The following is a 23,250-nucleotide window of genomic DNA, read 5'->3' as shown; positions in this document are numbered from 1 at the left end:
CCTCCTTCACAGCTGTTTGATGGGGCGCTGCAACGCCCTCACCATGATGATCCCGGTGGCAGTGTTGAACTCAAGGCTCCTCCCGTAGTCATCACCGGTGTCCTCGGCAACGAGGGGGATTCTGCACCGCTCCAGCGCCTCCCGCGCCGCCGACACGTTCCGTTCGCCGATGCCGCCGTGGGTGCTCCGGTGCTGAGGCTCGAACATGGTGGCACCGCCGGCCAATTTTGCCACAAGACGGTCACTGGCGCAACCGCATTTGACGAGCTCCTCGACCATGAGCCCGATCGCCCAGCAGGTGAATTTGGCAGACTTTTCGGCTTGTTCCATGGTACGCACCGGTGCCGGAAGGAGGGTGTGGGCGAGCCCTCCGGTCAGGGCGACGGGATCGTAGAGGGCAATGCCGACGCAGGAGCCCAGGCCGTACGTCATAAGGATGGACGGGGCGGCCGCCACCTTGAATTCGGATATGCCGACGCTGATAATCCTGCTCAAAGCTTTATCCCGATGGCATTCAGAATGATTTTCAGCGACTCCGGGTCGGGGAGGAGAAAAAACTGGCCGCTGATCTTTTCATCCTCGCCGAAAAACTCGGTTTCCACCATGAGTGCCAGGTCGCCCACCTCCCCCAGTTCGATCAGGACGTAATCGATGACCGCTCCGGCCATGTCGAAGGAGAGGACCGGGACCGAAGGAATGAGCGTCTTGTGCATCAGCGACCCGAGGGCGTTGAGATAGGCCGACGCCAGGATGTTCCCCACCTCCTTGAGGGCGGAGATCTCCAACTCGGTGAGGAACGACCCCTCGCTCTTCTCCCGGGGGAGGAGCCGCGACAGGAGCCTCAGGGCGCTCTCGCGGGGGAGAACTATGAGGATGTTCCCCCGGGCATCGCCGAGCATCTGGAGGTAGATCCCGACCACGATCTTTTCCGCCCCCCCGAACACCTCGGGAACCTTTGTGATGTCGGTCATGAGGACCTTCGGAACCTGGAGCGAGATGCTCCTGCCGATCAACTGCGAGAGCGCCGTGGCGGCATGGGCAACACCGATGTTGCTCACCTCCCGCAGTGCGTCGAGATGCTCCTCCGTCAACGAATCAAATTTCATCCAGTACCCCCTTGAGCGATGCCGGCATGTGAAAACGCGAACCGGGGCGGCCCCTCCAGCGGACCGAGCAGGTTGACAAGATCGAGAATGAAGATGACCCGGCCGTCGCCGAGAACGGCACTGCCGGAAAGCCCCCGGGCCCTGGCGAGAGGGCGGCCGAGGGGGCGGGCAAAGACTTCGGTCTGTCCCAGGAGGCGATCGACGGAGAGCCCCACCATCCTCCCCCCTGCATTCGATGTGACGACCGGGACGATTTCACCCGCCGGGCCGGAGGAAGGGATGCCCAGAAGGGTGCCGAGCGCCAGGAGAGGAACACGCTCCTCCCCGAGCATGAAGAAACGCCGTTTCCCTTCCCGGATGATCGCATCCCGTTCGAGCTCCACCGTCCGGATGACGGCGGTGACAGGCAGCGCCACGGCGCGGGAGCCGCAGGCGGCAAGGAGCACCGGGATGATGGCGACCGAGAGGGGGAGCCTGAGGGTGATGGAACTCCCGCCCCCAGGCTCCGAGTGAATCGAGAGGCTCCCCCCCGCCTGGCGCATGGCGGCAAGGACCGCATCCATGCCGACTCCGCGTCCGGACAGATCGGTGACGGCGGCGGCGGTCGAGAAGCCGGGGAGGCAGGTGAGCATGAACGCCTCACCGCGGGAGAGCCTTTCCCCCTCTCCGGGGGGGATGAACCCCTTCTCTTCCGCCGCGGCCACAATCCGCTCCGGATCCATCCCCCGCCCGTCATCCGAGACCGTCACCACCACATGGTCCCTTTCCCGCGACACCGCGAGGAGAATCCGCCCCCGGGAGCCTTTTCCGGCAGCCGTCCGCTCCCCCGGCGGCTCTATGCCGTGGTCCACGGCATTTCTGACGAGATGCACCAGGGGGTCGGAAAGGAGTTCGAGCAGGCCCCGGTCGAGTTCCAGCTCCTTCCCCGCCACCTCCAGGACCGCCTCCTTGCCGCTTCGGCGGGCCAGATTCCGCACCATCCGCGGCAATCGCTCGCAGATGGTCGAAAAAGGAAGCATCCGGAGATCCGTCACCTCGTCGCGAAGCTCCCGCACAAGCCGGGAAAGATCTCCCACTGCCTCCCGAAACCTCCCGTCGCCCATCTCCTCGCCAAGGGTCGCAAGGCGGTTCTTGCTGGTAATCAGCTCCCCGGCAACCGCCATGAGCCGGTCGAGCACCTCCGCCCTGACCCGGACCGTCCACTGCCCGCCGGCAAGGGGCGAAACATCCGCCGGCGGCGGTGATCCCTCCGCAACACGCCCCGGCGGCGGATTACCGGTGCCACCCCCTTCCGGCGCGGCACCGCAAGCGATCAGCTGTTCGACGAGGGGGCCGGCATCGTCCGTAACGCCATCTCCTGCGGTCACGGCCCCGACCATCCGTCCCAGGAGATCGACGCCGGCCAACAGGAGGTCCGCCGCACCGGCATCAAAGGGAACAGCCCCCTTGCGAATCCGGTCCAGCAGTTCCTCCATCCGGTGGGCAAGGGCGGCGATCTCCGGATACTCCATGGAGGCGGCCATCCCCTTGAGGGAGTGGGCGCTGCGCAGGAGCGCATCGACAAGACCGGGGGTTGCCGGGGCCTTCTCCATCTCCAGGATGGTGTCGCCCATGGTACCGAGGTGCTCCCGGGCCTCGGTGACGAACATATCCCTGAAGCGGGACATGTCCATGGCTTACCCCTCGGCGACCCGCCTCATGACCTCTTTGACCCGGTCGGGGTTGAACGGCTTGAGGATGAAATCCCGCGCCCCGACGCTCTGGGCCTTCTGGACGAGAGACTCCTGCCCCACGGCGCTGCAGATGACTACCCGGGCTTCGGGGTTGATGACCATTATCTCCCGCAGCGCTTCGATGCCGTTTTTGACCGGCATGATGATATCGAGGGTGACGATGTCGGGACGCACGTCGCGATACTTGAGCACCGCCTCCGCACCATCGGCCGCCTCGGCGACAACCTGGAACCCTTCCCCTTCAAGGATGCCCCGCAGCATGTTGCGCATGAAAAGGGCATCATCCACGATCATCACTGTCTTGGCCATTGATCCTCCACATTGAGTTGCTCAGTTGTTCTTCCACTAGCCCCACGAGCCGTTCGACCGCCAGAAGGGCCACCCGCTCCCGTGCCATCAGCAGATACCGCTCGATCTCCGGCCGGTCGCTCTCAGCCGCGCCGGTCACCCGGTCTGCGGGGAGAATGGAGACCCCTCCCCCGCCCCGCAGCGCCAGTTCGGCCACCTGCCGGTCGAGCACTATGATCGCCCCTCCCGCCGTTCGCGGACCGAGACCCAGAAAGGGGGCGAGATCCAGGACCGGCACGATCCGCCCGTGGACGTTGACCGCTTCGTCCAGGAAGGGGGGAACTCCCGGCACCGGGTGCGCCGGCATCCCCTCCAGCACTTCGGCGGCCTGCTGTAGCGCCAGGGCATGAGAGCGGCCGGCCACGGGAAAAACGATGAGGCGGGCTCCCTCCCCGCTCATGGCAACGGCGCGCCCGGCTTCGGCAGGGAAAACTGACCCACCACCTGCATCAGCCCCTCGGCAAGCTCCGCCAGCTCCCGGGCCGCGACGGTCATATCCTGCATGGCCGTGGCCTGCTCCTCGGTGGCGACGGAGACCTCCTCGCCGGCAGCCGCGTTGTCGGCGGCCACCCGGGCGATCTCGTCCACCGCCTTGACCATCTTTTCCGCCCCCGCCGTCTGGATATGGGAAAGATCGGCAATGCTGCCGGCGCGCCGCTCCGTCTCCAGGGCCGTGGTGAGAATCTCGCGAAACGCCCCGGCGGTGATGTCGACGGTGCGCTTTCCTTCGACGATCTCCCGGGAACTCTCTTCGATGAGTTGCTGTACCCGCCGGCTCTCATCACGGACGGTCTCGATCAGTTCGATGATCGACGCGGCCGACTTTCCGGTCCCGTCGGCAAGCTTGCGCACCTCCTCCGCCACCACGGCGAATCCCCGGCCGTACTCGCCGGCCCGGGCCGCTTCGATGGAGGCATTGAGAGCGAGGAGATTGGTCTGGCGGGCGATCTCCGCGATGAAGTCGGCAATCTTCCCCACCTGCTGGAGCCGCGCATTGAACGAAGTGAACTGTCTTCCCCCCTCCTCTACCCTGTCGAAAAGGCTCTTCATCCGGTCGAGGGAGTCCTGGGCAAGCTCCTGGCCCCGCCGGGCGGTCTGGCTCGTCTCCTGCGCCGCCCGGGCCGACTCCCGGGCGCGCCGCGCCACCAGCTCCACCGAGATGGCCATTTCGTGGATGATCCGGGAGCTCTTCTCCACCATCTCCGCCTGGCTCCCGGCACCGCGGGCGATCTGCTCCACCGCCTGCGCCACCTCCTCGGTGGCGGAGTTCACCTCCACCGCCGAAATCGAGAGCGTCCTGGCGGAGCCGGCCACCTTTACCGCCGCCCCCCGGATATGCCCCGCGAGTTCCCGCAGGCTCGCAACCATCCGGTTGATGGAGGCCCCCAGGTCGGCGGTCTCGTCGGGAAAGTACCCGGCCGGAAGGCATACGTCGCGGACCAGGTCTCCCCGGCTGATCGCCTCGGCAGAGTCGGTCATGACGCCGATGGTGCGGGCGACCCCCCGGGAAAAGAACCAGCCGAGGATGAGGCCGACGGTCATCGCCACCATGTAGGAAAGGATGCTGGCGATCTCGGGTTGATAGCCGAGGAGGGCGACGAGCGTCGGCACGAAGGCGACTGCCGCCACCACCACCACGAATCCAAGGGTGAACTTGTAGCCTATCGGGACACGCATTTCGATACCCCGCGCTACCGCTTCGCCGGCATGGGGCGAGGGGAGCGCGCCTTCGGGAGTCTTACGTTCTGTTCTTCATGTAGATCCGTTCAACGGGACAGACTGTGGTGAAGCGGCGCCGGATCTCCCCCACAAGGGTCTCCGCCCTGCCGAGTACCAGGATGCCGCCTGCCGTCAGCGAGGCGGCGAGCCCCTTGAGGATCCGCTCCTGCTCCTTCCGCTCGAAATAGATGAGGACGTTGCGGCAGAGGATCAGGTCACTCTCGCAATAGGAGGCATGGTCGAAGAGGTCGCCGCGCCGAAACTCCACCATCGTCCGGATGTCGGGGGCAAGATGGAACTTGCCGCCATGGGGCCTGAAGTGGCGGGCCACGACCTCCGGAATAGTCTCCTGGAGGCGCTCCGGCATATACGCCCCTTCCCGGGCCACGTCGAGGATCCCTTCGTTTATATCGGTCGCCAGAAGCGAAACCTTGAGGCTTTTCAACTCCTCGGCAAACGCGTCCCTGAGGATGATCGCCAGGGAATAGGGCTCTTCTCCGCTGGAGCACCCCGCGCTCCACAGGGTCATCTCCTCTCGCCCTTCGCACTGCAGCCGGGCGACGAGGGGGGGGAGGACCTCGTCCCGAATCTTGTCGAAGGTGGAACGATTGCGGAAAAACTGGCTCACGTGGATGGTGAGCCCCTTGAGGAGCGCGTCGATCTCCCGCTCGTTCCCCGCCAGCAGCTCGCTGTAGGCCTCCGCCGACGGAGCGCGGGTCGCCCGCACCCGGATGGAGATGCGGCGCTTCATGTACTTGTCTTTATAGCTGCCGATGTCGAAGTTCCGGCATTCCCTGAGGAGTTGGCGAATCCGCTCAAAAGCCCCCTCGGAAAAATCGAAGGGGAAATCTTCCGCCAGGTAAGGTTTGAGCGTTGGGTGTTCCATCACAGTCGAGGTCCAAGTGCGGGGATTCGAGGCATGTTGCAAGAACAGCAATAATCGTTCCGAAAACGGCGCCCCACGTCCTGACGACGTTCACCTTCCGGAGGAAAAGTGGTTGTAGCCACCACGGGGAAGCGCCAGCTCCCTCCCGTCGCCCGCCACAACCGTCGCCCCGCTGCCGGCGGTGATGCTGCCGATCGCCGTGGCAGTGGTCCCTGTCCCCCGGAGCACAGTGGCAACCTCACCCTCGCGCACGGCGGAAACGGCGAAGAGAAGCTCGTAATCCTCCCCGCCGGCCAGGGCCAGGAGTTGCGGGTCCGACGTCTCCCCCGACGCCCGTTCGCGAAAGAAGGGGGAGAGGGGAAGACGCGCGGCCTCCACGCGGGCGCCGCACCCGGACTGCTCCAGGATGTGCCCGAGGTCGGCGAGGAGACCGTCGCTGACATCGATCATGGCGGTGGCGAGCCCCGCCGCGGCCAGCGCCAGGCCTGCCGCGACCCGGGGCGAGGGGTCGAGATGGCGCTCCACGGCCCATCCCTCCCGCACCCTCCGGCGCAGAAGCTCCAGCCCCAGCGCGGAATCGCCCACCGTCCCGGTGACAAAGAGCCGATCGCCGGGACGCGCCCCCGTGCGGCGGATGATCCGCTCCGGCCGCTGGTCGCCGTGGAGGGTGACGGAGATGACGAGCCCCGCCGGCGAGCGGCAGGTGTCGCCCCCGATGAGGGTCACACCGTGTTCGTCGGCAAGGGAGAGCATCCCCTCGGTGAAGCGGTCCAGGAACTCTACGGGCAAACGGGGTGGAATGGCAAGCGAGAGGAGAAAGTCCCGGGGCTCCCCCCCCATGGCGGCAATGTCCGAAAGGTTCACCGCCAGGGACTTCCGGCCCAGCCGGTACGGATCGGTGAAGGAGAGGTCGAAATGGACCCCCTCCACCAGCATGTCGGAGGTGGTGAGGATGAGGCGCCCCGGGGTCGGCTCGGTGGCGGCGGCATCGTCACCGATGCCGATCCGCACCGCCGGCCCCATGGCGGCCCGGGAGGCGATTCTGTCGATGAGGCCGAATTCCCCTATCTCCCGAAGCTTCACCCCTTGGCCCCTGCGACGGCGCTCTTGCTCGGCGCGGCGACCCGGCGCGGCGGGGTCTTCGCCTTGACCGCGGGCTTCTCGGCGCCGGCGGGAGGGGGCGGGAACGTCTCAAGGGCCACCTTCAGGACGTCATCGATCACCTTGGCGGTCACGACGTTCACCTTCTTGAGGATGTGCTTCGGCACCTCTTCCAGGTCCTTCCGGTTCTGCTCCGGGATGACGATGGTCTTGATGCCGGCGCGGATGGCGGCGAGCATCTTCTCCTTGAGGCCGCCGATGGGAAGCACCTTCCCCCGCAGCGTGATCTCGCCGGTCATCGCCACGTCCTTGCGGACCGGCGTGCGGGTGAGGGCCGAGACGAGGGCCGTCGCCCTGGTGACGCCGGCCGATGGACCGTCCTTGGGAATGGCGCCGGCCGGAACGTGGACGTGGATGTCGACCCCCGAGAGGAAGTCGTCCGGGAGGTGGAACTCCCTGGCCTTGGAGCGGATATAGGAGAGGGCCGCCTGCACCGACTCCTTCATGACATCCCCCAGGTGGCCGGTAAGGGTGAGCCCCCCCTTGCCGTTCATGGTCGTTGCCTCCACGAAGAGGACCTCGCCCCCCACCGGGGTCCAGGCGAGACCGGTCACCGTGCCGATCTCGTTCTTCTCCATCTCCACCTCGCGGATAAACTTCGCCGGGCCGAGATACTTCGCCACCCCTGCCGGGGTGATCCGGAAGTGGCGCGTCTCCCCTTCCGCCACCTTGCGGGCGACCTTGCGGCAGACGCTGCCGATCTCCCGCTCCAGGTTCCGCAGCCCCGCCTCCCGGGTGTACTTGGCGATGATCGTCCGGATCGCCTCGTCGGTGAAGCTGATCTGCTTCTCGGAGATGCCGTTTTCCTTGGTCTGGCGCGGAATCAGGTAGCGCTTGGAGATCTCCAGCTTCTCCTCCTCGGTGTAGCCGGCCAGGGAGATCACCTCCATCCGGTCGAGGAGCGGCCCCGGGATCGTGTCCATCTGGTTCGCCGTGGCGACGAACATCACGTTGGAGAGGCTGAAGGGGAGGTTGATGTAGTGATCCGAGAACATGTGGTTCTGCTCCGGGTCGAGGACCTCCAGCAGCGCCGAGGAGGGATCGCCTCGGAAGTCGGAGCCGAGCTTGTCGAGCTCGTCGAGCATGAAGACCGGGTTGTTGGAGCCGGCCTGCTTGAGTCCCTGGATGATCCGCCCCGGCAGCGCGCCGACGTAGGTGCGGCGGTGGCCGCGGATCTCCGCCTCGTCGCGCACCCCTCCCAGCGAGATCCGGACGAACTTCCGCCCCATGGCCCGGGCAATGGACTTGCCGAGGGAGGTCTTCCCGACCCCTGGGGGGCCCACGAAGCAGAGAATCGGTCCCTTCATCTTCTTCTTGAGCTTGCGGACGGCGAGAAACTCCAGGATCCGCTCCTTGATCTTCTCCAGGTAGAAATGGTCCTCGTCCAGGATCTCCCTCGCCCGCCCGATGTCGAGGACGTCCTTGGTCGATTTCCCCCACGGAAGCTCCACCAGCCAGTCGAGATACGTCCGGAGCATCCCCGCCTCGGCGGCGTCGGGGTGCATCTGCTCCAGGCGGCCGAGCTGCTTGAGGGCCTCCTTCTCCACCGGGGACGGCATCTTGGCCTGATCGATCGCCTTGCGGAGCTCATTGATCTCCTCGGCGCGGGCGTCGGTCTCGCCGAGCTCCTGCTGGATGGCGCGAAGCTGCTCGCGGAGGAAGTACTCGCGCTGGCTCTTCCCCATCTCCTCCTTGGCGGCCGACTGGATCTTCGCCTGCATGTCGAGGAGCTCGTGTTCCTTGCTGAGAAGCTCGTTCACCTTCTGGAGCCGCTCCAGCGGATCGATGATCTCCAGGAGCCGCTGGGCGTCGTCCACCTTAAGCCCGATGTTGCTCGCGATGAGGTCGGCCAGGCTTCCAGGCTCCTGCATATTCTCGACGATGACGAGGACCTCGGGAGAGATCACCTTGCCGAGGGAAACGATCTTGGAGAGCTGCTCCTTGACCGCCCGCATCAGGGCCTCGGTCTCCAGCGATTCCTCGGTCGCCGGCTCCACGATCCGCTCGATCCGGACCGAGAAATACGGCCTGTCGTTGACGAACTCGACGATCCGCCCCTTGGCGAGCCCCTGAACGAGGATCTTCACCCGCCCGTCGGGGAGCTTGAGCATCCGCATGATCATCGCCACGGTGCCGACAGAGTAAATCCCCTCGGGGGTCGGCTCCTCGTCCCCTATCTCCTTCTGGGTGGCGAGAAAGATGAGACGGTCGCGGGACAGGGCCTGGTCCACCGCGCTAATGGATAGCTCCCGCCCCACGAAGAGGGGAAGGATCATGTACGGATAGACCACCACATCCCGCACCGGCAGCAGCGGCAGGACATCCGGTATCTTGAGCTCTTCGGTTTCCTGCTTCGATTCTTCTTTATCTTTCATTACTATCTCCTTGTTCGATCGGTATCTCGCGGATGATCTGCCCCTTGTCCGCGAGGCGGGGAAAGGTCACCGTCAGGACCCCCCGGCGGTAGAGGGCCTTGGCGCCGGTGAGGTCGACGGTCGGCGGGACCTCCACGGCCCTGCAGAAGCGCCCGAAATGCCGCTCCAGGCAGATGTAGCCAACCCCCTCGCGGGTGTCATCCCGCTTCGTCCCTTCGACGATCAGCATGTTGCAGCAGAGTTTGAGGGATATCTCGTCCCGCTCGAAGCCCGGAAGTTCCACTTCGACGGTGAAGAATTCCGGCGTTTCGAAGATGTCGACGAGGGGAACGAAGTCGCATTCCCCGAGGCGCCCCCCCTTCTCGGCCCGGGCAAGCAGCTCGAAGACCTCGTCCACCTGAAGCTGCAGCAGCGTCATCCAGTCGAGCGGTTCCTTGGGAATTACGGCCATAACACCCCCGTCTGCTCTTCGGTCCCCACGGCTCCCCCAACCACCGGGAAGGCGGGACCCAAGTTTGTGATGATTTAATCATCTTTGTGTTCGAAGTCAAGGTAATCCGCCCGCTACCGCACTCCCCCCACGCCGGTGGGGTGGCGTTAAAAATTGAATTTTGCCCCTCCAGTGTGTATAATCCACCCCGGCCGCGCCTGCGACCGGAAACAAAGCGGCCGCCAATCGCGGCCCCCTGTTTCCGGGCAGATCCCGCGCCCACCCTCCGGCCACCGGTTTGCAGCCACTCCTCGCAACCACCGCTGACCGCAACCACGATCGCAGCCCAAGGCCGAACGCGGGGTGCATCACCATCGCGTTCCGACCCGCTCCACGGGCACTCATCCAAAGAACATTCCGGGAGGAATCTCGTGAAAAGAACCACCTCATACCTCACCATCACCCTGTCGCTCCTCGTCGCGCTGACTGCCGGCACCGCATGGCCGGCCGAGCAGCGCTGCGGCGAAGCACGGGGCATTGCCGCCGATCTCGCCGCGGGTGACGAAAGCGATGCGAAGGGGGCCGAAGAGCGCATCCTCGAATACTGCCCCAACGGCGCACCGGGGCGTTTCGTCATGGCTCTCAGGGCCGAACGGGAGAAACGCCTCGATGACGCCGTCAAGGGTTACCGCGAAGTGCTCCGGCTCGACCCGACCCTGCCGCGGGTCCAGGGGAGGCTGGGGCTGGCCCTGCTCCGGAAGGGGGCGTATGACGAGGCGGTGGTGGAGCTGACCCGTGCCATTTCCACCACCCCCGATCCCCTTTACCATCGCGGGCTGGGGAAGATTTTCGCCGAGCGCAAGCTCTACTCCCTGGCCCTCTACCATTATGGCGAAGCGGCCAAGGCTCTTCCCGAAGACCCCACCGTCCATATCGATCTGGCGGCCCTCAACCGGGCGATGGGGCATCCCGACACCGCCGAGCAGGAATACCGCCGAGCCATCATCCTCGACCCGGCCAATGAACGGGCGCGGCTCGGTCTTGCCGGGCTGTATGCCGCCAACGGACAGACCGACAAGGCGATCGAGGAGCTCAAGCAGGCCCAGATCGCCGCCCCCCAGGACAAAGAGATCCACCTCCTCCTCGCCGAATCCTACGAGAAAAAGGGGGACCGCCAGGCAGCCGACTATGAATACCTCCTTGCGGGGAAACAGCGCGGCATCCTTCCCGAAGAGCATCTCCGACGGGGGGACGATCTGGTGAAGGCCAAGGAGTACGCCAAGGCCGTCGAGGAATACCGGGCGGCGCTCAAGGAAAGGGGGGAGTGGCCCGAGGCGATCCTGAAGCTTGCCGACGCCCAGGCTGCAGCGGGACTCGACGATGATGCCATCGCATCCTACAAGGAATTCATGAGACTCAAGGGAGGCACCGGCGACATCCATTACAATCTCGGCGTTCTTTATGAGCGCAAGGGGCTCATCGATGAGGCCGTCGTCGAGTACAAGCAGGCGCTGCGCGCCACCCCCGAAAACGGCGATGCCCGCCGCCGGCTGGCCGACATCTACTCGCTGCGCGGCAGCTATCCCCAGGCCATCGAGCAGTACCGGGAGCTTCTCAAACGGGGCGACAGCAACCCCCTTCTACACCTGAAACTCGCCCGGGTCCTCGTATCCGCCAAGAATACCAGGGACGCCATCGCCTCCTACCAGGAGGCGACCAAGCTCGCCCCCGACAATCTCGAAGCCCATAAGGAACTGGCCGCCCTCTACCGAAGGGGGAACCAGCCGGAGGAGGCCGAAAAGCAGTACCGGGAGGTGCTCCGGATCAAGAGAAACGACACGGAGGCCCGTAATATACTGACTTCCCTCTACGTTAAAGGGAAGAAGTACGACGAGCTCATCGCGCTCCTCAAGGAGGGTGCGGAGCTTGCCCCCAACGACCCGGCAAGCCATTACAAGCTCGGCCTCATCTACGAGTTCAGGAAGGAGTACGAACCCGCCGAGCAGGAGTACAAGAAGGCAGTGGAACTCAAGGGGGACCACGCCAAGGCGCTCAACGCCCTCGGCCGGATCTACGTCAAGACCGGCAAACTCGCCGAGGCGAAGGAGGCGCTGGAAGCGGCCAAGAAGGCCGATCCCAGCATGGAAGAGACCGCCGTCCTCCTGAGCAACATCAAGGAAGAGCTCTCCCCCGAACCGGCCAAGCACTACAAGCACTACAAGCACTACAAGAAAGGGAAGAAAGGGAAAAAAGGGAAAAAAGAAAAGGGGAAAAAGGGGAAAGGGAAGAAGTCGGGCTCGAAGAAGAAATCCGGTGCAGCGAAGAAGGGCGGGGATAAGAAGTCAAAGAAGAAGCACTGAGCCGGGAAGGGGGAGCGGCGCCCTATCCCTCTTTCCGGGGATCGTCCTTCTTCTCGGCCTTGATCTCGATCTCCTCTTTTCCTTCCGAGGCCTTCTTGAAATTCCGGATGCTCTTGCCGAGGGCGGCGCCGATTTCCGGCAGCCGTCCCGCCCCGAAAACCACCAGGACGATGATGAGAATGACGATGAGTTCGGGCATGCCGAAACCGAACATGCGAAACCTCCACCAAAAGTATTGAAATCAAGTATTGCATCTGCATGGCCAAAAATCAAGACCAACCTCGCCGTATCGTTCCAGCCGCACGCATCGTAAACAACGCATATTTTGCCGGCCACTCTCCACCCTCCATTTTTTGTGATAAATTGTAACAAAACATAAACGCAAGATCGCTCTTCGCCGTTAGCCCGAAGAAAGGACGTCAAGGACCCCATGACCACCAGGCACATTCTTCTCGTTGAAGACAATCCTGACGACGAAATCCTGACGTTACGGGCGCTAGCCAAACACGGGATGTCCTCCGACGTGGTCGTGGCACGGGACGGGGTGGAGGCCCTGGACTACCTGTTCGGCACCGGCCCGTACAGCGGGCGCGACCTGAGCATCATGCCGCGCCTGATCCTGCTCGACCTGAAGCTTCCCAAGGTGGACGGCCTCGAAGTACTGCGCCGACTGCGGGCCGACGAACGTACCAGACTCCTGCCGGTGGTGGTCTTCACCTCCTCCAACGAAGAGCAGGATATTCTCGAATGCCACCGTCTCGGGGCCAACAGCTACATCCGCAAACCGGTCGACTTCAACCAGCTGAGCGAAGCGCTGCGCCTCATCAGCACCTACTGGCTCCAGTTGAACCTGACCCCCAAGCTCTTCAACTCGACGAAATGACCGGGGTATTCTTCGCTATTACCCCATGCAATGCGCCGCCGTTCGTGTTACTATCCCGCCATGGACAGTTTCACCCTTGTCAGTGACTATTCCCCCCGCGGCGACCAGCCGAGGGCCATCACCGAACTGAGCGACGGCATTCTCCGCGGTGACCGCGACCAGGTGCTGCTGGGGGTCACCGGCAGCGGCAAGACCTTCACCATGGCGAACGTCATCACCACCGTGAACCGCCCCGCCCTGATTCTTGCCCCCAACAAGACCCTGGCGGCTCAGCTTTACGGCGAGTTCAAGGAACTCTTTCCCCACAATGCCGTGGAGTATTTCGTCTCCTACTACGACTACTATCAGCCTGAAGCGTACCTCCCCACCACCGACACCTTCATCGAGAAGGACTCCTCAATCAACGACGAGATCGACAAGCTGCGCCACGCCGCCACCCGCAGCCTCCTCACGCGGCGGGACGTGATCATCGTCGCCTCCGTCTCCTGCATCTACGGCATCGGCTCCCCCGCGGAATACCAGGCGATGCACATCTTCTTCCACCAAGGGAACGACTACGGCCGGGAAACACTCCTCAGAAAGCTGGTGGAGATCCAGTACGAGCGCAACGACATCGACTTCCACCGGGGGACCTTCCGCGTGCGGGGCGACATCGTGGAGATCTTCCCGGCCCACGAAGACGAGAAGGCGCTTCGGATCGAGTTCTTCGGCGACACGGTGGAGGCGATCGCCGAGATCGACCCCCTGCGGGGCCTCGTGCTCCAGCGCCTCGCCAAGTGCGCCATCTACCCCGCCTCCCACTACGTGGCGACCCGGGAGACCCTGGAGCGGGCCATCGAGGAGATCCGGAACGATCTGCGGGAGCGGATCCAGTGGTTCCGGGAGCGGAACATGCTGGTGGAGGCCCAGCGCATCGAGCAGCGGACCATGTACGACCTGGAGATGATGGAGGAGATGGGGTTCTGTCAGGGGATCGAGAACTACTCCCGCTACTTCGACGGCCGGCAGGCGGGGGAGCCCCCCTACACCCTCCTGGACTACTTTCCCCGCGACTACCTCCTCTTCGCCGACGAGTCCCACGTCACCATCCCCCAGGTGGGGGGGATGTACCGAGGGGACCGCAGCCGCAAGGAGACCCTGGTCAACTACGGGTTCCGCCTCCCGGCGGCCCTCGACAACCGCCCCCTCACCTTCCGGGAGTTCACCGAGCGGCTCAGTCAGGCGGTCTACGTCTCCGCCACCCCCGCCGACTACGAACTGGTCCAAGCGGGCGGCGTGGTGGTGGAGCAGGTGATCCGCCCCACCGGGCTCCTCGACCCGGTGATCCAGGTGCGGCCGGCGAGCGGCCAGGTGGACGATCTCCTCCACGAGATCCGCGAGACGGTGGCCCGGGGGGAGCGGGTCCTTGCCACGACCCTCACCAAGCGGATGGCGGAGGATCTCACCGACTACTACCGGGACCTGGGGGTCAGGGTGAAGTACCTCCACTCGGACATCGACACCATCCAGCGGATGCAGATCATCCGGGACCTCCGCCTCGGCGAGTTCGACGTCCTCGTCGGGATCAACCTCCTGCGGGAGGGGCTCGACATCCCGGAGGTCTCCCTCGTGGCGATCCTCGATGCCGACAAGGAGGGATTCCTCCGCTCGGCCCGCTCCCTCATCCAGACCTGCGGCAGGGCCGCGCGCAACGTCAACGGCCGCGTGATCATGTACGCCGACACGGTGACCGGCTCCATACAGAGCTGCATCGACGAGACCGCCCGCCGCCGGGCACTCCAGGAGGCGTTCAACGCCGAGCACGGCATCACCCCCCAGACTGTGAAGAAGGGGCTGCGCACTATCCTGGAATCGATCGAGGAGCGGGACTACCTTACGATCCCCCTTGCCGCCGAGCCCCGGGAGGAGTACCTCCCGGCCGATAAGATCCCGAAACTTGTAAAGAAACTCCGCAAGGAGATGATCGAGGCGGCGAAGAAGCTCGAATTCGAACGGGCCGCGGAACTGAGGAACCGGATCAGACGGCTGGAGGCTCAGGAGCTGGGATTGAAGGAGCACCGCCATGAGTGAACCGACCCTCCTCCCCCGCCGTCCTTCCGCCGGCCGGTACGCCCTGGCGCTCCTGCTCGGCGTCAACCTCCTCAACTACATCGACCGTCAGGTCCTCTACGCCGTCTTTCCGCTCATCAAGGCGGACCTCGCCCTCTCCGATACCGCCCTGGGGCTGATCGGGAGCGCCTTCATGGTCTGCTACATGGTCTCGGCCCCTTTCTTCGGCTGGTGGGGCGACCGGGGAAGCAGGCCGCGTCTCGCCGCCGCCGGCCTGGCGCTCTGGAGCGTGGCGACCGCCGCGGCCGGCGTCGCCCCCGGCTACCGAAGCCTCCTGGCGGCCCGGGCCGCCGTCGGGATCGGCGAAGCGAGCTTCGGGACCGTATCCCCGGGGCTTCTGTCCGACTTCTTCCCCAAGGAGCGGCGCGCCCGGATCCTCGCCCTCTTCTTCCTCGCCATTCCGGTCGGCAGCGCCCTCGGCTACCTCTTGGGCGGCCTCATCGGCCACCGGTTCGGCTGGCACGCGGCATTCCTCGTGGTCGGCCTCCCCGGCCTCGCCCTCGCCGTCCCGCTCTGGCTCATCAGGGAACCGGCGCGGAGGAAGGGAGAAGAGGACCGGAACGGGAGCGCGCCGGCGTCTGGCGGCTACCGCTCCCTCCTTCGCAACCGCACCTTCGTGACCAACACCCTGGCCATGGCCGCCATGACCTTCGCCCTCGGCGGCCTCGCCCAGTGGATCCCGACCTTTCTCTTCAGGATGCACGGCCTCGACGTGGCCCGGGGGAACACCCTCTTCGGCGCCATCACCGTCGTGACCGGCATCTGCGGCACCCTGGCCGGCGGGTGGCTCGGCGACCTCCTCCAGCGGCGCACCCCCCGGGGGTACCTCGTCGTCTCGGCGTGGGGGTTCGTCATCGGCACCCCGGCGGCCGCCTGGGCCATCCTCGCCCCATCCCTCACCCACTGCCTCGGCGCCATGTTCGTGGCCGAGTTTTTTCTCTTTCTCAACACCGGCCCCCTCAACACCGTCATCGTCAACGTAACGCGGCCGGCAGTCCGTTCCATGGCGTTTGCCGTCAACATCTTCTTCATCCACGCGCTGGGCGACGCCATCTCCCCCGCCGTCATCGGCGGGCTGTCGGACCACCTGGGGCTTCGCACCGCCCTCCTCGCCACCCCCCTCGCCATTCTCGCCGCCGCCCTCTTCTCCTTCCTCGGCGGTGCAAGCATCGCCCGCGACATGGACCGTGCCGGGGAGTGACCTCGCTTTATCTCGTCCGGGAAAATGTGATAGATAACTCTGCAACCACCCGACGAAGGAGACACCGATGAAGAAAGACATCCTCGAAAAGGGGGCGATCCTCCAGCGGGACCGGGAGAGCTACGCCATCGCCCCCCACATCCCGGGAGGGATCACCGACACCGCCACGCTGCGCAAGATCTGCGACGTGGCGGACCGTTACGGCGTAAAGGAACTGAAGCTCACCTCGGCCCAGCGGATCGCCCTCATGGGGGTGAGGGAAGAAGACCTGGACGCCATCTGGCGCGACCTGCAGGAGAAGCCGGGAGCGGCCATCGGCCTCTGCGTCCGGAGTGTCAAGATCTGCCCCGGCACCACCTGGTGCAAGCGGGCAGTGCAGGACTCGGTCGCCCTCGGCCTGAAGATCGACGCCCTCTATCACGCCATGGAGCTTCCCAACAAGATGAAGATGGGGGTTTCGGGGTGCATGCTCTCCTGTGCCGAGGTGGCAGTGAAGGACATCGGCGTCATGGGGACCCCGAAGGGATGGCGGGTCTACGTGGGAGGAAACGCCGGGGCGCGGCCCCAGCTGGCCGAGCTTCTGGTCGACGGCCTGACGACCGACGAAGAGGTCCTCTCCCTCATCGACCGGATCATCGCCTGGTACCGGAACTCAGGGAGCGAGCTGCGGCTCGGAAAGGCCATCAAGCAAGCCGGATTCGAGCGCTTCCGGACCGAGGTGCTCGGAAGCCGAGGGTAGTCCGCCCTCAGAAGATGGTCCAGACCCGCTCCGGCACCTATCAGGGCGCTGGAGCAGCGCCGCCAGCCGGGCGACGAGGGTGAAGGTTTTGCCGTGTCCACCACTTTTTCTCCCGCTGTCCGCAGCAGCGAAAGAGAGGCAGCATTTTTGCATGTAACTATCGCATTTGCTGTTGATTCTCGGCCGCTGGTCTCTTAGAATACGTCTGACTTTCCGGCACACGGGGCAATACGTGGTCACAATCCTTCTCATCGCCGACCAGGATCGGCTCGAACGGCTCTTCAACTTCACCGGGGAGTCCCCCCGGATCGGCTTCAGAATCTCGCGCTCTCTCCGTCAGGGAATTCTGGACATCGCCGAAGCCCCTCCCGCATTTCTCTTCATCCAGAACCACCTTTCCGGACTCTCGGGAGAAATCATAGCCCGCCACCTGGTGGCCGAGATCGCGGGAAGACGCCCCCTGGTCACCCTCTTCGGCGAGGGTAACGGCTGTGTGCCGGTTCCGGGCGTAGTCGACGCATGCCTGGACATATCACGTCCCGACGAGGAACTCGTCGCCGCCATCATCGGGCTCATCTCGAACAACGCCGATTCGGCCGTCGAAAGCTCCTCACCTTCCGAACCGGTCAACAATGCCGTGGCGCCCCCCGCCGCCGGCGCCGGAGAGACTCCGCCTCCCTCCGATGCGCGCCCCAAAGCGCCGGCGACCGAGGAACCGCCCCCAAAAAAAACGGAGGCGTCTCCCTTCGACCGCACCCTTCAGAGCGCCCTGGACGACACTGCCGCGCCGGTCTCCCTGGCTGAACTGGAAGGTCCAGCGACGCTCGGCCTCCCGTCAGAAGGGGCGGCAAAACCGCCCGGGACCAGCAACGGGGTACTTCGGAGCCGTGGGCGGGCACGGACGCGCCAGCTACCCCTCTACCTGGCGTCAGCCGGAATCCTTGCCGCCGGGGTCATTCTGTTCATTATCTTGATGCCGGCACCAAAACCGGCGCTCTCCCCGAAATCGGCACCCGCAAACCAGGGCGCAGGGATAGCGACCAAACCTCCCGCTGCGACGGCGTCGGTGACAGCCGCCCCCCCGGGCTCCGCTCCCCCGGCCAAGATCAACGCGCCGCCCACTTCTGCCCCAATGGTCGAAAAGAAAGCACCGGCGGCGCTCCAGAAGCACTCTGAACCGGCCCCTTCGCGGGCGGTCAGGGGGCTTGCCACGCTGCCCGGATTCATTCCCCGCGAGGGTCTCGACAAAAAGTTCGGCACCTCCCACCCCGGCTGGGAACGCTATCAGGGGGCCCGCACCGAATTCAAGATCTACCGTGAGAGTACCGGAATCAAGGCTGTTCAGGCCATTGATCGGAGCGGAATCGGCATCCCGGAATCGTTTCTTCGCGGCGCCATCGCGCAGATGACCCGGACGAGGGATTTCACCATCGGGGAAAGGGAAATCCAGGGGAAATTCCAGGTGGAAAAGGGCACCGTTGCCTCCGGCGCCCGCCTGGTCATCTACCGGACTGGGCCCAAGGGTTCCATCCGCGCCTTCGTCGTCTATTTCCAGTAGCCATCGGACACACTATGAACAACCGTATCTTGCCTACCCTTGCCCAGATTTTTCTGCTTACGGGCGCCCTTCTTCTCTGCCGCGGCAGTTCCGCCGCCGCACCGCCGTCGTTCGAGCTCGATCCGAAGGAGTTGGAAACGGCCGCACCCTCAGTCAAGACGCCAAGGCATCCGCCCGGGCGCTCCCATCGCAAACAAGCGACCAAATCGGACGAGACCGCGGGGCAGGCTGCGGTCACCGGGGGTGACGAACGGCTCACGCGTTATACCGTGAAGCCGGGAGACTTTCTCTTCAAGATCCTGATGCGGGAATTCGGGCTTTCCAACGCCGAGGCTGAGGCGCTCATCCCCGAGGTCCAGCGGATAAACCACCTCACAAGTGCCACACGGCTCGAAGTCGGACGGACCCTCCTCATTCCTCGGGGGAAGCGCAACCCTTCCGCCCGGAAGGCGACTCGACCCGTCATCGCCCCCGCGGCTTCTCCCGCGACAGAGGTCCCCCCGGAGCTGGCTCCAGCGGCCAGACCACTTCCCCCTTCGCCGCCGGCTGAGGCAGTACCTCCGCCCCCCTCCCGGGAGCATGAGATGGAGGCGTCACGCCCCGCCGCCGCGGCACCAGTGGAGCCGGCAAAACGGGCCGGAGAGCCGTCGCAGCCCCCTCCTTCCCTCGCCACCATGCTTTTTCGGCTTTGGGAGCAGCTTGTTCCCGATCAGGGTCGTGTTGAACCGATCACCCTCGGCGGACGGGTCCTTCCTGCCGAGGAGTACCCGCTCCTCCTGGCGGCGGACGGCAGCAAGATCCTGGTCGATGTTCGCGGCTCATTGAACGCGTCGGCCAAAAGCCAGCTCGTCCAGAAATACCCGGACATCAGGATCCTCCCCCGGGGGAGCGAGGGGTTCAAGGAGTTTTTCACCGACCTGCTCCGCACGGCCGAGTTCGCCCACATCGAGGAGAACCCCACGGTCGAACTCGGCACCGATCCGCGGCTCGCCGTTCGGGCCGATTTCCGGATCACCGCGCTTACCGCGGCAGGCCACGGTCCGGAGAGCATACTCATCTTCGTCGACGAGAACGGACCGTCCCTTCCGACGCCGCTCAAGAAATACCTCAACCGCAAGGGATACCGCGTGGCCGAGCTGAGCCGGAAAGAGGCCCCTCACTCCGACGAGCCGGGGTATGATTTACGCTTCCTTCCTCCCGCGCCGTCTTGCGAGATGGCCCTGTCGCTTCTGGAGATCCTGTCTCTGAAACTGAACCGAAACAGGATCGTGACCGGGTCCATGGGGCAGAACGCCGAAAGCCGGTTCAGTATCCGCGTCGACGGTCTTTTCGAGACGGGGGGAAAACGCTTTATTCTCGACTGCGGGGAAAACGATTCCTACAACTACACCCTCTACCGGCTCCTGCAGCTGCAGGGGTACGGCATTGTCCAACCCCAGCCGAAGGACGATTACGCCACCGTCACGGAAAAACTGATGAAGGAGCTGAACTACCCCTTCTCTTTCGGTCGGTACGACTTCGACTACGGCCGCTACCGGATCAGCGTCACCGGCTTCAGGATCACCCGAAAGGGAGACTCGACGGCGAGGCTGCTGCTCGTAAACAAGCCGTCGGACCTCGTTTTTGCGGAGCTTCTGCAAAGCGCCCCTACGGGTAAGTAGCAGGGGCGGTCAATCTCTATAACGACGAGTGAACTCCGCGGAATGAGGCCATCAGGATCCCTGCTTTGGAATTCCGCGCTAAACGCAAACAGCCGATAGTGCCCGAACAAAGAGGGTCTATCGGCTGTGACGTTGTGAGTCATTAATTTGCGAAAGAGCACCCCCGCTCCAACGCGGGAAACTCTCAAATGCCATATTCGGCCTGATTTCTTACTGGCCGGCCAGCTTCAGAAGCGCATCGGCCCGATAGAGGGTCGCATCGGGCACGAGCGGCGAGGAGGGATAGCGGGCGAGGAAACGGTCGAACGCATCGATCGACTGCTGGTAGGCGCCAGTTTTGTAAGCGCTTACGCCCGCTTCGAAGAGGGCCTGCTCGTTCTCTTCCCCCCTCTTCGGAATAACCGGCGCGGGACGTGGCGCCTCGACGGCCCGCTTCCGCAACGTCGGCTCGGGAGCCTTGACCTCGCCACCAATCGGCCCTGCCGAGGGGGGAGGGGCCGGGGCCGGAGTCTTCCCTTTTGCTCCCCTCTCTTCCCGGCATACTGTGGCCACCTTCCCGGCCTTTTTTCTTTTCGCGCGCGTAACCGCCCCCCCGCCCTTCACTTTGGACGGCAACGGTACGAGCAACTTGTTCCCCGCGTAGATCAGATCGGGATTCTTGATCAGGTTGAAGAGAAGGATTTGGGGATAGTACCCCCCCTTCCTGCCATACTTTCGGGAAAGGGAGTAGAGCGTGTCCCCCTTCCGGATGGTAATGCTCTTGACGAGCACTCCCTCGTCGGGGCCCGCGGGACGCTTCCCCTCCGAAGGCTCGGGGGCGTAGAGCAGATACTTCTCCGCTCCAAGGAGCGGGGAAGCGAGCAGTGAGAGAACTAGAGACGACGCGACAACCCTGATGGCGTTGTTCATATCAATACCTGTTCCCCAGCAGATCTTGGTACTTCAGGACGTTCCGGACCTGGATGCTCTTCCCGACCGCGGTCCCCGCCTTGACGCGGAAGGTAACCTTGATGGTCCGCTTCTCGCCGGCCCCCAGCTCGTCGAACCTCCAGAAATAATCTCCATTGGTCCCTTTGGTGAAGGAAGGATCCGAAGCTACCAGTTCCAGGTCACGGGGCAGGAAGCTTTGCAGCTCCACCGCCTTCGCCATGTTGGAACCCCTGTTGGTGAAGTTCAGCTCAAAGGACGAGACCTCGCCCGGCTTGAGCCTCCCTCCTTTGCCAGTCATCAGGAGATCAACCACCGGCCGCGAGTAGACAAGACGGAGCGCGGCGACCTTCCCCTTCGCCTTGTCGCTCTCCGGCTCGAATGCCATGGTAATAGTCGTGCTCGACCCGTCATTCTCGGTGGCGGGAGTGGCGAGATCGAGGATCACATAGGATTCTTCCTTCGGCGCCAACGGTCCCACATGGTTGATGAGGGGCTCGTTCGCCTGGCGGATGCCGTCGCGGTTCAGGTCCTGGTAGAACGTATAGGTGACGTTGGGCGGCAGAGTCGGCTTGATCAGGAAATCCTCGCGGACGTTGCCGGTATTGGTAACCACGAGGGGGATGGAAACCGGCTGGCCGGGGATCACCACGATCTTGTCGCTGTTGGTCCTGATCGCCACGCCGCTCACCGCTTTCACGAAGGCGGCGGCCGAGAGGAACGAATCACGGGTCTGGAGTTCCGTATTGGCCACATCGGCCCTGAGGAAGAGTTCCTGCTGCGCAATCGCTTCATCCTTCAGCTGGAAGACCACCTCGAACTCGCGGCTCTCTCCGGAATTGAGCCGCATCCCGTCGAGCACGAGAGCAGCCTTCATCTCCTGCCTGAATCCGGCGCCGGCGAAATCGACCGGCTCATACTGGGGCGGATAGTTCAGCCGGAGCGAAACCCCCTGGGCCGTCGCCGTACCGATGTTGAGGAGGGCGATCCGGTAGGAAACCTTTTCGCCGGGGAGGATCTGAACCTTGTCGGTCTTGACCACCGCACGCAGCAGTGGTGCCGAAGCGATCATGAAGATGTCGCGGGCTTGGGAGGCATCGCGGTCGAGCCGCGAGGCAACCTTGATCGGATAGACAATCTTCTGTCCGTCGATGAACTCACGCGGCACAACGAGGGAGAGCACCCCCTTGAACCGCTCTCCCGGCGCCAGGGACGGCGTGAGATTTATCGGGAGCTCCTTCTTGACTGCATCCGCGAACTGAGCGGCAAACTCGGCCGGGAACCCTGACTCGAGGTAGAAGCTGTCCGTTCCATTACCGTTGTTGATCACTTCGAAGGGGACTTCATAACGCCTTCCCACCTCCAGGCTTTGCGCCAGCGGGGGGATTGTCAGGTCGACATCGGCAAACTGCCCGACCTCAAGCGTCAGGACCTGGGCATTTTTCTCGACCGGGGTCAGGACGGCCGCCACCCCTCTGACAGCAGGGGTATAGGAGATGCCGAGCTCCACCAGCTTGGCTGCGGCAGTCGCCGCGGCCCTCGTTCCGGGGAAGCGGTCGACAAGCGACTTGTATTCCGCAATGGCCTTTTCCCGGAGCGCCGCACTTCGCGCCGCCCGCTCCGCGGCCTCGGCCTTGCTTGCCTCAGCCTTTTCCTTCGCCGCCCGCTCCGCGGCCAGGCGCTCCGCCTCGGTCTTTTCCTTCGCAGCCTTCTGGGCCGCAGCCATCTCGGCGGCGGCTTTCTCCGCCGCCACCCGCTCGGCCTCGGCCTTTTCCTTCGCCGCCTGCTCCGCGGCCAGGCGCTCCGCCTTGGCCTTCTCACGGGCAGCCTGCTCCGCTGCCGCCTTTTGGGCTGCAGCCACCCCGGCGGCGGCTTTCTCCGCCGCAACCCGCTCCGCTTCCGCTTTCTCCGCCGCAACCCGCTCCGCTTCCGCTTTCTCTGCCGCTGCCTTCTCCGCCGCCACCCGCTCGGCCTCGGCCTTTTCCTTCGCCGCCTGCTCCGCGGCCAGGCGCTCCGCCTCGGCCTTCTCACGGGCAGCCTTCTCCGCTGCCGCC

Annotated in this window: 20 protein-coding genes; 7 read left to right on the top strand and 13 right to left on the bottom strand. The window is 64.5% G+C overall.

The features are described from left to right. Positions 1-6 precede the first annotated feature (6 nt). From M6689_RS11360 to M6689_RS11315, 10 genes are all read right to left on the bottom strand, one after another. Positions 7-495, bottom strand: a complete 489-nt coding sequence (locus M6689_RS11360; protein WP_298271684.1) for a chemotaxis protein CheD — start codon at positions 493-495, stop codon at positions 7-9. Next, entirely contained in the window at positions 492-1,106 is a 615-nt protein-coding gene (locus M6689_RS11355) for a chemotaxis protein CheC (RefSeq protein WP_298271681.1), read from the bottom strand. Before M6689_RS11355 ends, M6689_RS11360 begins: the two co-directional genes overlap by 4 nt. Continuing rightward, entirely contained in the window at positions 1,103-2,779 is a 1,677-nt protein-coding gene (locus M6689_RS11350) for a chemotaxis protein CheA (RefSeq protein WP_298271679.1), read from the bottom strand. The genes M6689_RS11355 and M6689_RS11350 overlap by 4 nt, the downstream gene beginning before the upstream one ends. 3 nt (positions 2,780-2,782) lie before the next feature. Beyond that, entirely contained in the window at positions 2,783-3,148 is a 366-nt protein-coding gene (locus M6689_RS11345) for a response regulator (protein ID WP_298271677.1), read from the bottom strand. Further along, on the bottom strand, positions 3,120-3,587 hold the full coding sequence (locus M6689_RS11340) for a chemotaxis protein CheW (protein ID WP_298271675.1): 468 nt from the start codon (positions 3,585-3,587) through the stop codon (positions 3,120-3,122). The genes M6689_RS11345 and M6689_RS11340 overlap by 29 nt, the downstream gene beginning before the upstream one ends. After that, positions 3,584-4,864: a methyl-accepting chemotaxis protein gene (locus M6689_RS11335; RefSeq protein WP_298271673.1), complete on the bottom strand. Its 1,281-nt coding sequence runs from the start codon at positions 4,862-4,864 to the stop codon at positions 3,584-3,586. The genes M6689_RS11340 and M6689_RS11335 overlap by 4 nt, the downstream gene beginning before the upstream one ends. Positions 4,865-4,925: 61 nt before the next feature. Next, positions 4,926-5,792 (bottom strand): protein-glutamate O-methyltransferase CheR, encoded by an 867-nt coding sequence (locus M6689_RS11330; RefSeq protein ID WP_298271670.1) that lies wholly within the window; start codon positions 5,790-5,792, stop codon positions 4,926-4,928. Positions 5,793-5,882: 90 nt separating this feature from the next. Then, positions 5,883-6,875, bottom strand: a complete 993-nt coding sequence (thiL, locus tag M6689_RS11325) for a thiamine-phosphate kinase (RefSeq protein ID WP_298271666.1) — start codon at positions 6,873-6,875, stop codon at positions 5,883-5,885. After that, positions 6,872-9,328: an endopeptidase La gene (gene lon, locus M6689_RS11320; RefSeq protein ID WP_298271664.1), complete on the bottom strand. Its 2,457-nt coding sequence runs from the start codon at positions 9,326-9,328 to the stop codon at positions 6,872-6,874. Before lon ends, thiL begins: the two co-directional genes overlap by 4 nt. Continuing rightward, entirely contained in the window at positions 9,318-9,779 is a 462-nt protein-coding gene (locus M6689_RS11315) for an Hsp20/alpha crystallin family protein (protein ID WP_298271662.1), read from the bottom strand. The genes lon and M6689_RS11315 overlap by 11 nt, the downstream gene beginning before the upstream one ends. A gap of 410 nt (positions 9,780-10,189) precedes the next feature. Between M6689_RS11315 and M6689_RS11310 the strand changes: the two genes are divergently transcribed. Next, positions 10,190-12,118, top strand: a complete 1,929-nt coding sequence (locus tag M6689_RS11310; protein ID WP_298271660.1) for a tetratricopeptide repeat protein — start codon at positions 10,190-10,192, stop codon at positions 12,116-12,118. Between the two features lie 22 nt (positions 12,119-12,140). Here the strand turns inward: M6689_RS11310 and M6689_RS11305 are convergent, their stop codons facing one another. Next, the gene (locus M6689_RS11305) at positions 12,141-12,332 is read right to left on the bottom strand and encodes a twin-arginine translocase TatA/TatE family subunit (RefSeq protein ID WP_298271658.1); all 192 of its coding nucleotides are present in this window, start codon (positions 12,330-12,332) and stop codon (positions 12,141-12,143) included. Between the two features lie 216 nt (positions 12,333-12,548). On the opposite strand from M6689_RS11305, the gene M6689_RS11300 reads away from it, so the two are divergent. The 6 genes from M6689_RS11300 (at position 12,549) to M6689_RS11275 (ending at position 20,269) form a co-directional block, all read left to right on the top strand. Then, positions 12,549-13,001, top strand: coding sequence for a response regulator (locus tag M6689_RS11300; protein ID WP_298271655.1), 453 nt, complete (start codon positions 12,549-12,551; stop codon positions 12,999-13,001). Positions 13,002-13,061: 60 nt separating this feature from the next. Further along, positions 13,062-15,071 carry an excinuclease ABC subunit UvrB gene (gene uvrB, locus M6689_RS11295; RefSeq protein ID WP_298271652.1) on the top strand — a complete coding sequence of 670 codons (2,010 nt, stop codon included), beginning with the start codon at positions 13,062-13,064 and terminating at the stop codon, positions 15,069-15,071. Continuing rightward, the gene (locus M6689_RS11290; RefSeq protein ID WP_298271649.1) at positions 15,064-16,311 is read left to right on the top strand and encodes an MFS transporter; all 1,248 of its coding nucleotides are present in this window, start codon (positions 15,064-15,066) and stop codon (positions 16,309-16,311) included. Before uvrB ends, M6689_RS11290 begins: the two co-directional genes overlap by 8 nt. A 67-nt stretch (positions 16,312-16,378) precedes the next feature. Continuing rightward, positions 16,379-17,050 (top strand): NAD(P)/FAD-dependent oxidoreductase, encoded by a 672-nt coding sequence (locus M6689_RS11285; protein ID WP_298271647.1) that lies wholly within the window; start codon positions 16,379-16,381, stop codon positions 17,048-17,050. Between the two features lie 232 nt (positions 17,051-17,282). After that, on the top strand, positions 17,283-18,608 hold the full coding sequence (locus tag M6689_RS11280; protein WP_298271646.1) for a hypothetical protein: 1,326 nt from the start codon (positions 17,283-17,285) through the stop codon (positions 18,606-18,608). Between the two features lie 14 nt (positions 18,609-18,622). After that, positions 18,623-20,269 carry a LysM peptidoglycan-binding domain-containing protein gene (locus tag M6689_RS11275; protein WP_298271643.1) on the top strand — a complete coding sequence of 549 codons (1,647 nt, stop codon included), beginning with the start codon at positions 18,623-18,625 and terminating at the stop codon, positions 20,267-20,269. Between the two features lie 210 nt (positions 20,270-20,479). On the opposite strand, the gene M6689_RS11270 is transcribed toward M6689_RS11275, so the two are convergent. Continuing rightward, on the bottom strand, positions 20,480-21,178 hold the full coding sequence (locus M6689_RS11270) for a LysM peptidoglycan-binding domain-containing protein (RefSeq protein ID WP_298271640.1): 699 nt from the start codon (positions 21,176-21,178) through the stop codon (positions 20,480-20,482). Between the two features lies 1 nt (position 21,179). Further along, a partial coding sequence (locus M6689_RS11265; protein ID WP_298271636.1) for a hypothetical protein occupies positions 21,180-23,250 on the bottom strand: 2,071 nt, incomplete at its 5' end.

The organism is Geobacter sp., assembly GCF_027327745.1.
GTDB lineage: Bacteria > Desulfobacterota > Desulfuromonadia > Geobacterales > Geobacteraceae > Geobacter.
Note: the sequence above shows the minus strand (reverse complement) of the source record. Positions and strands in the feature narration are given on the sequence as shown.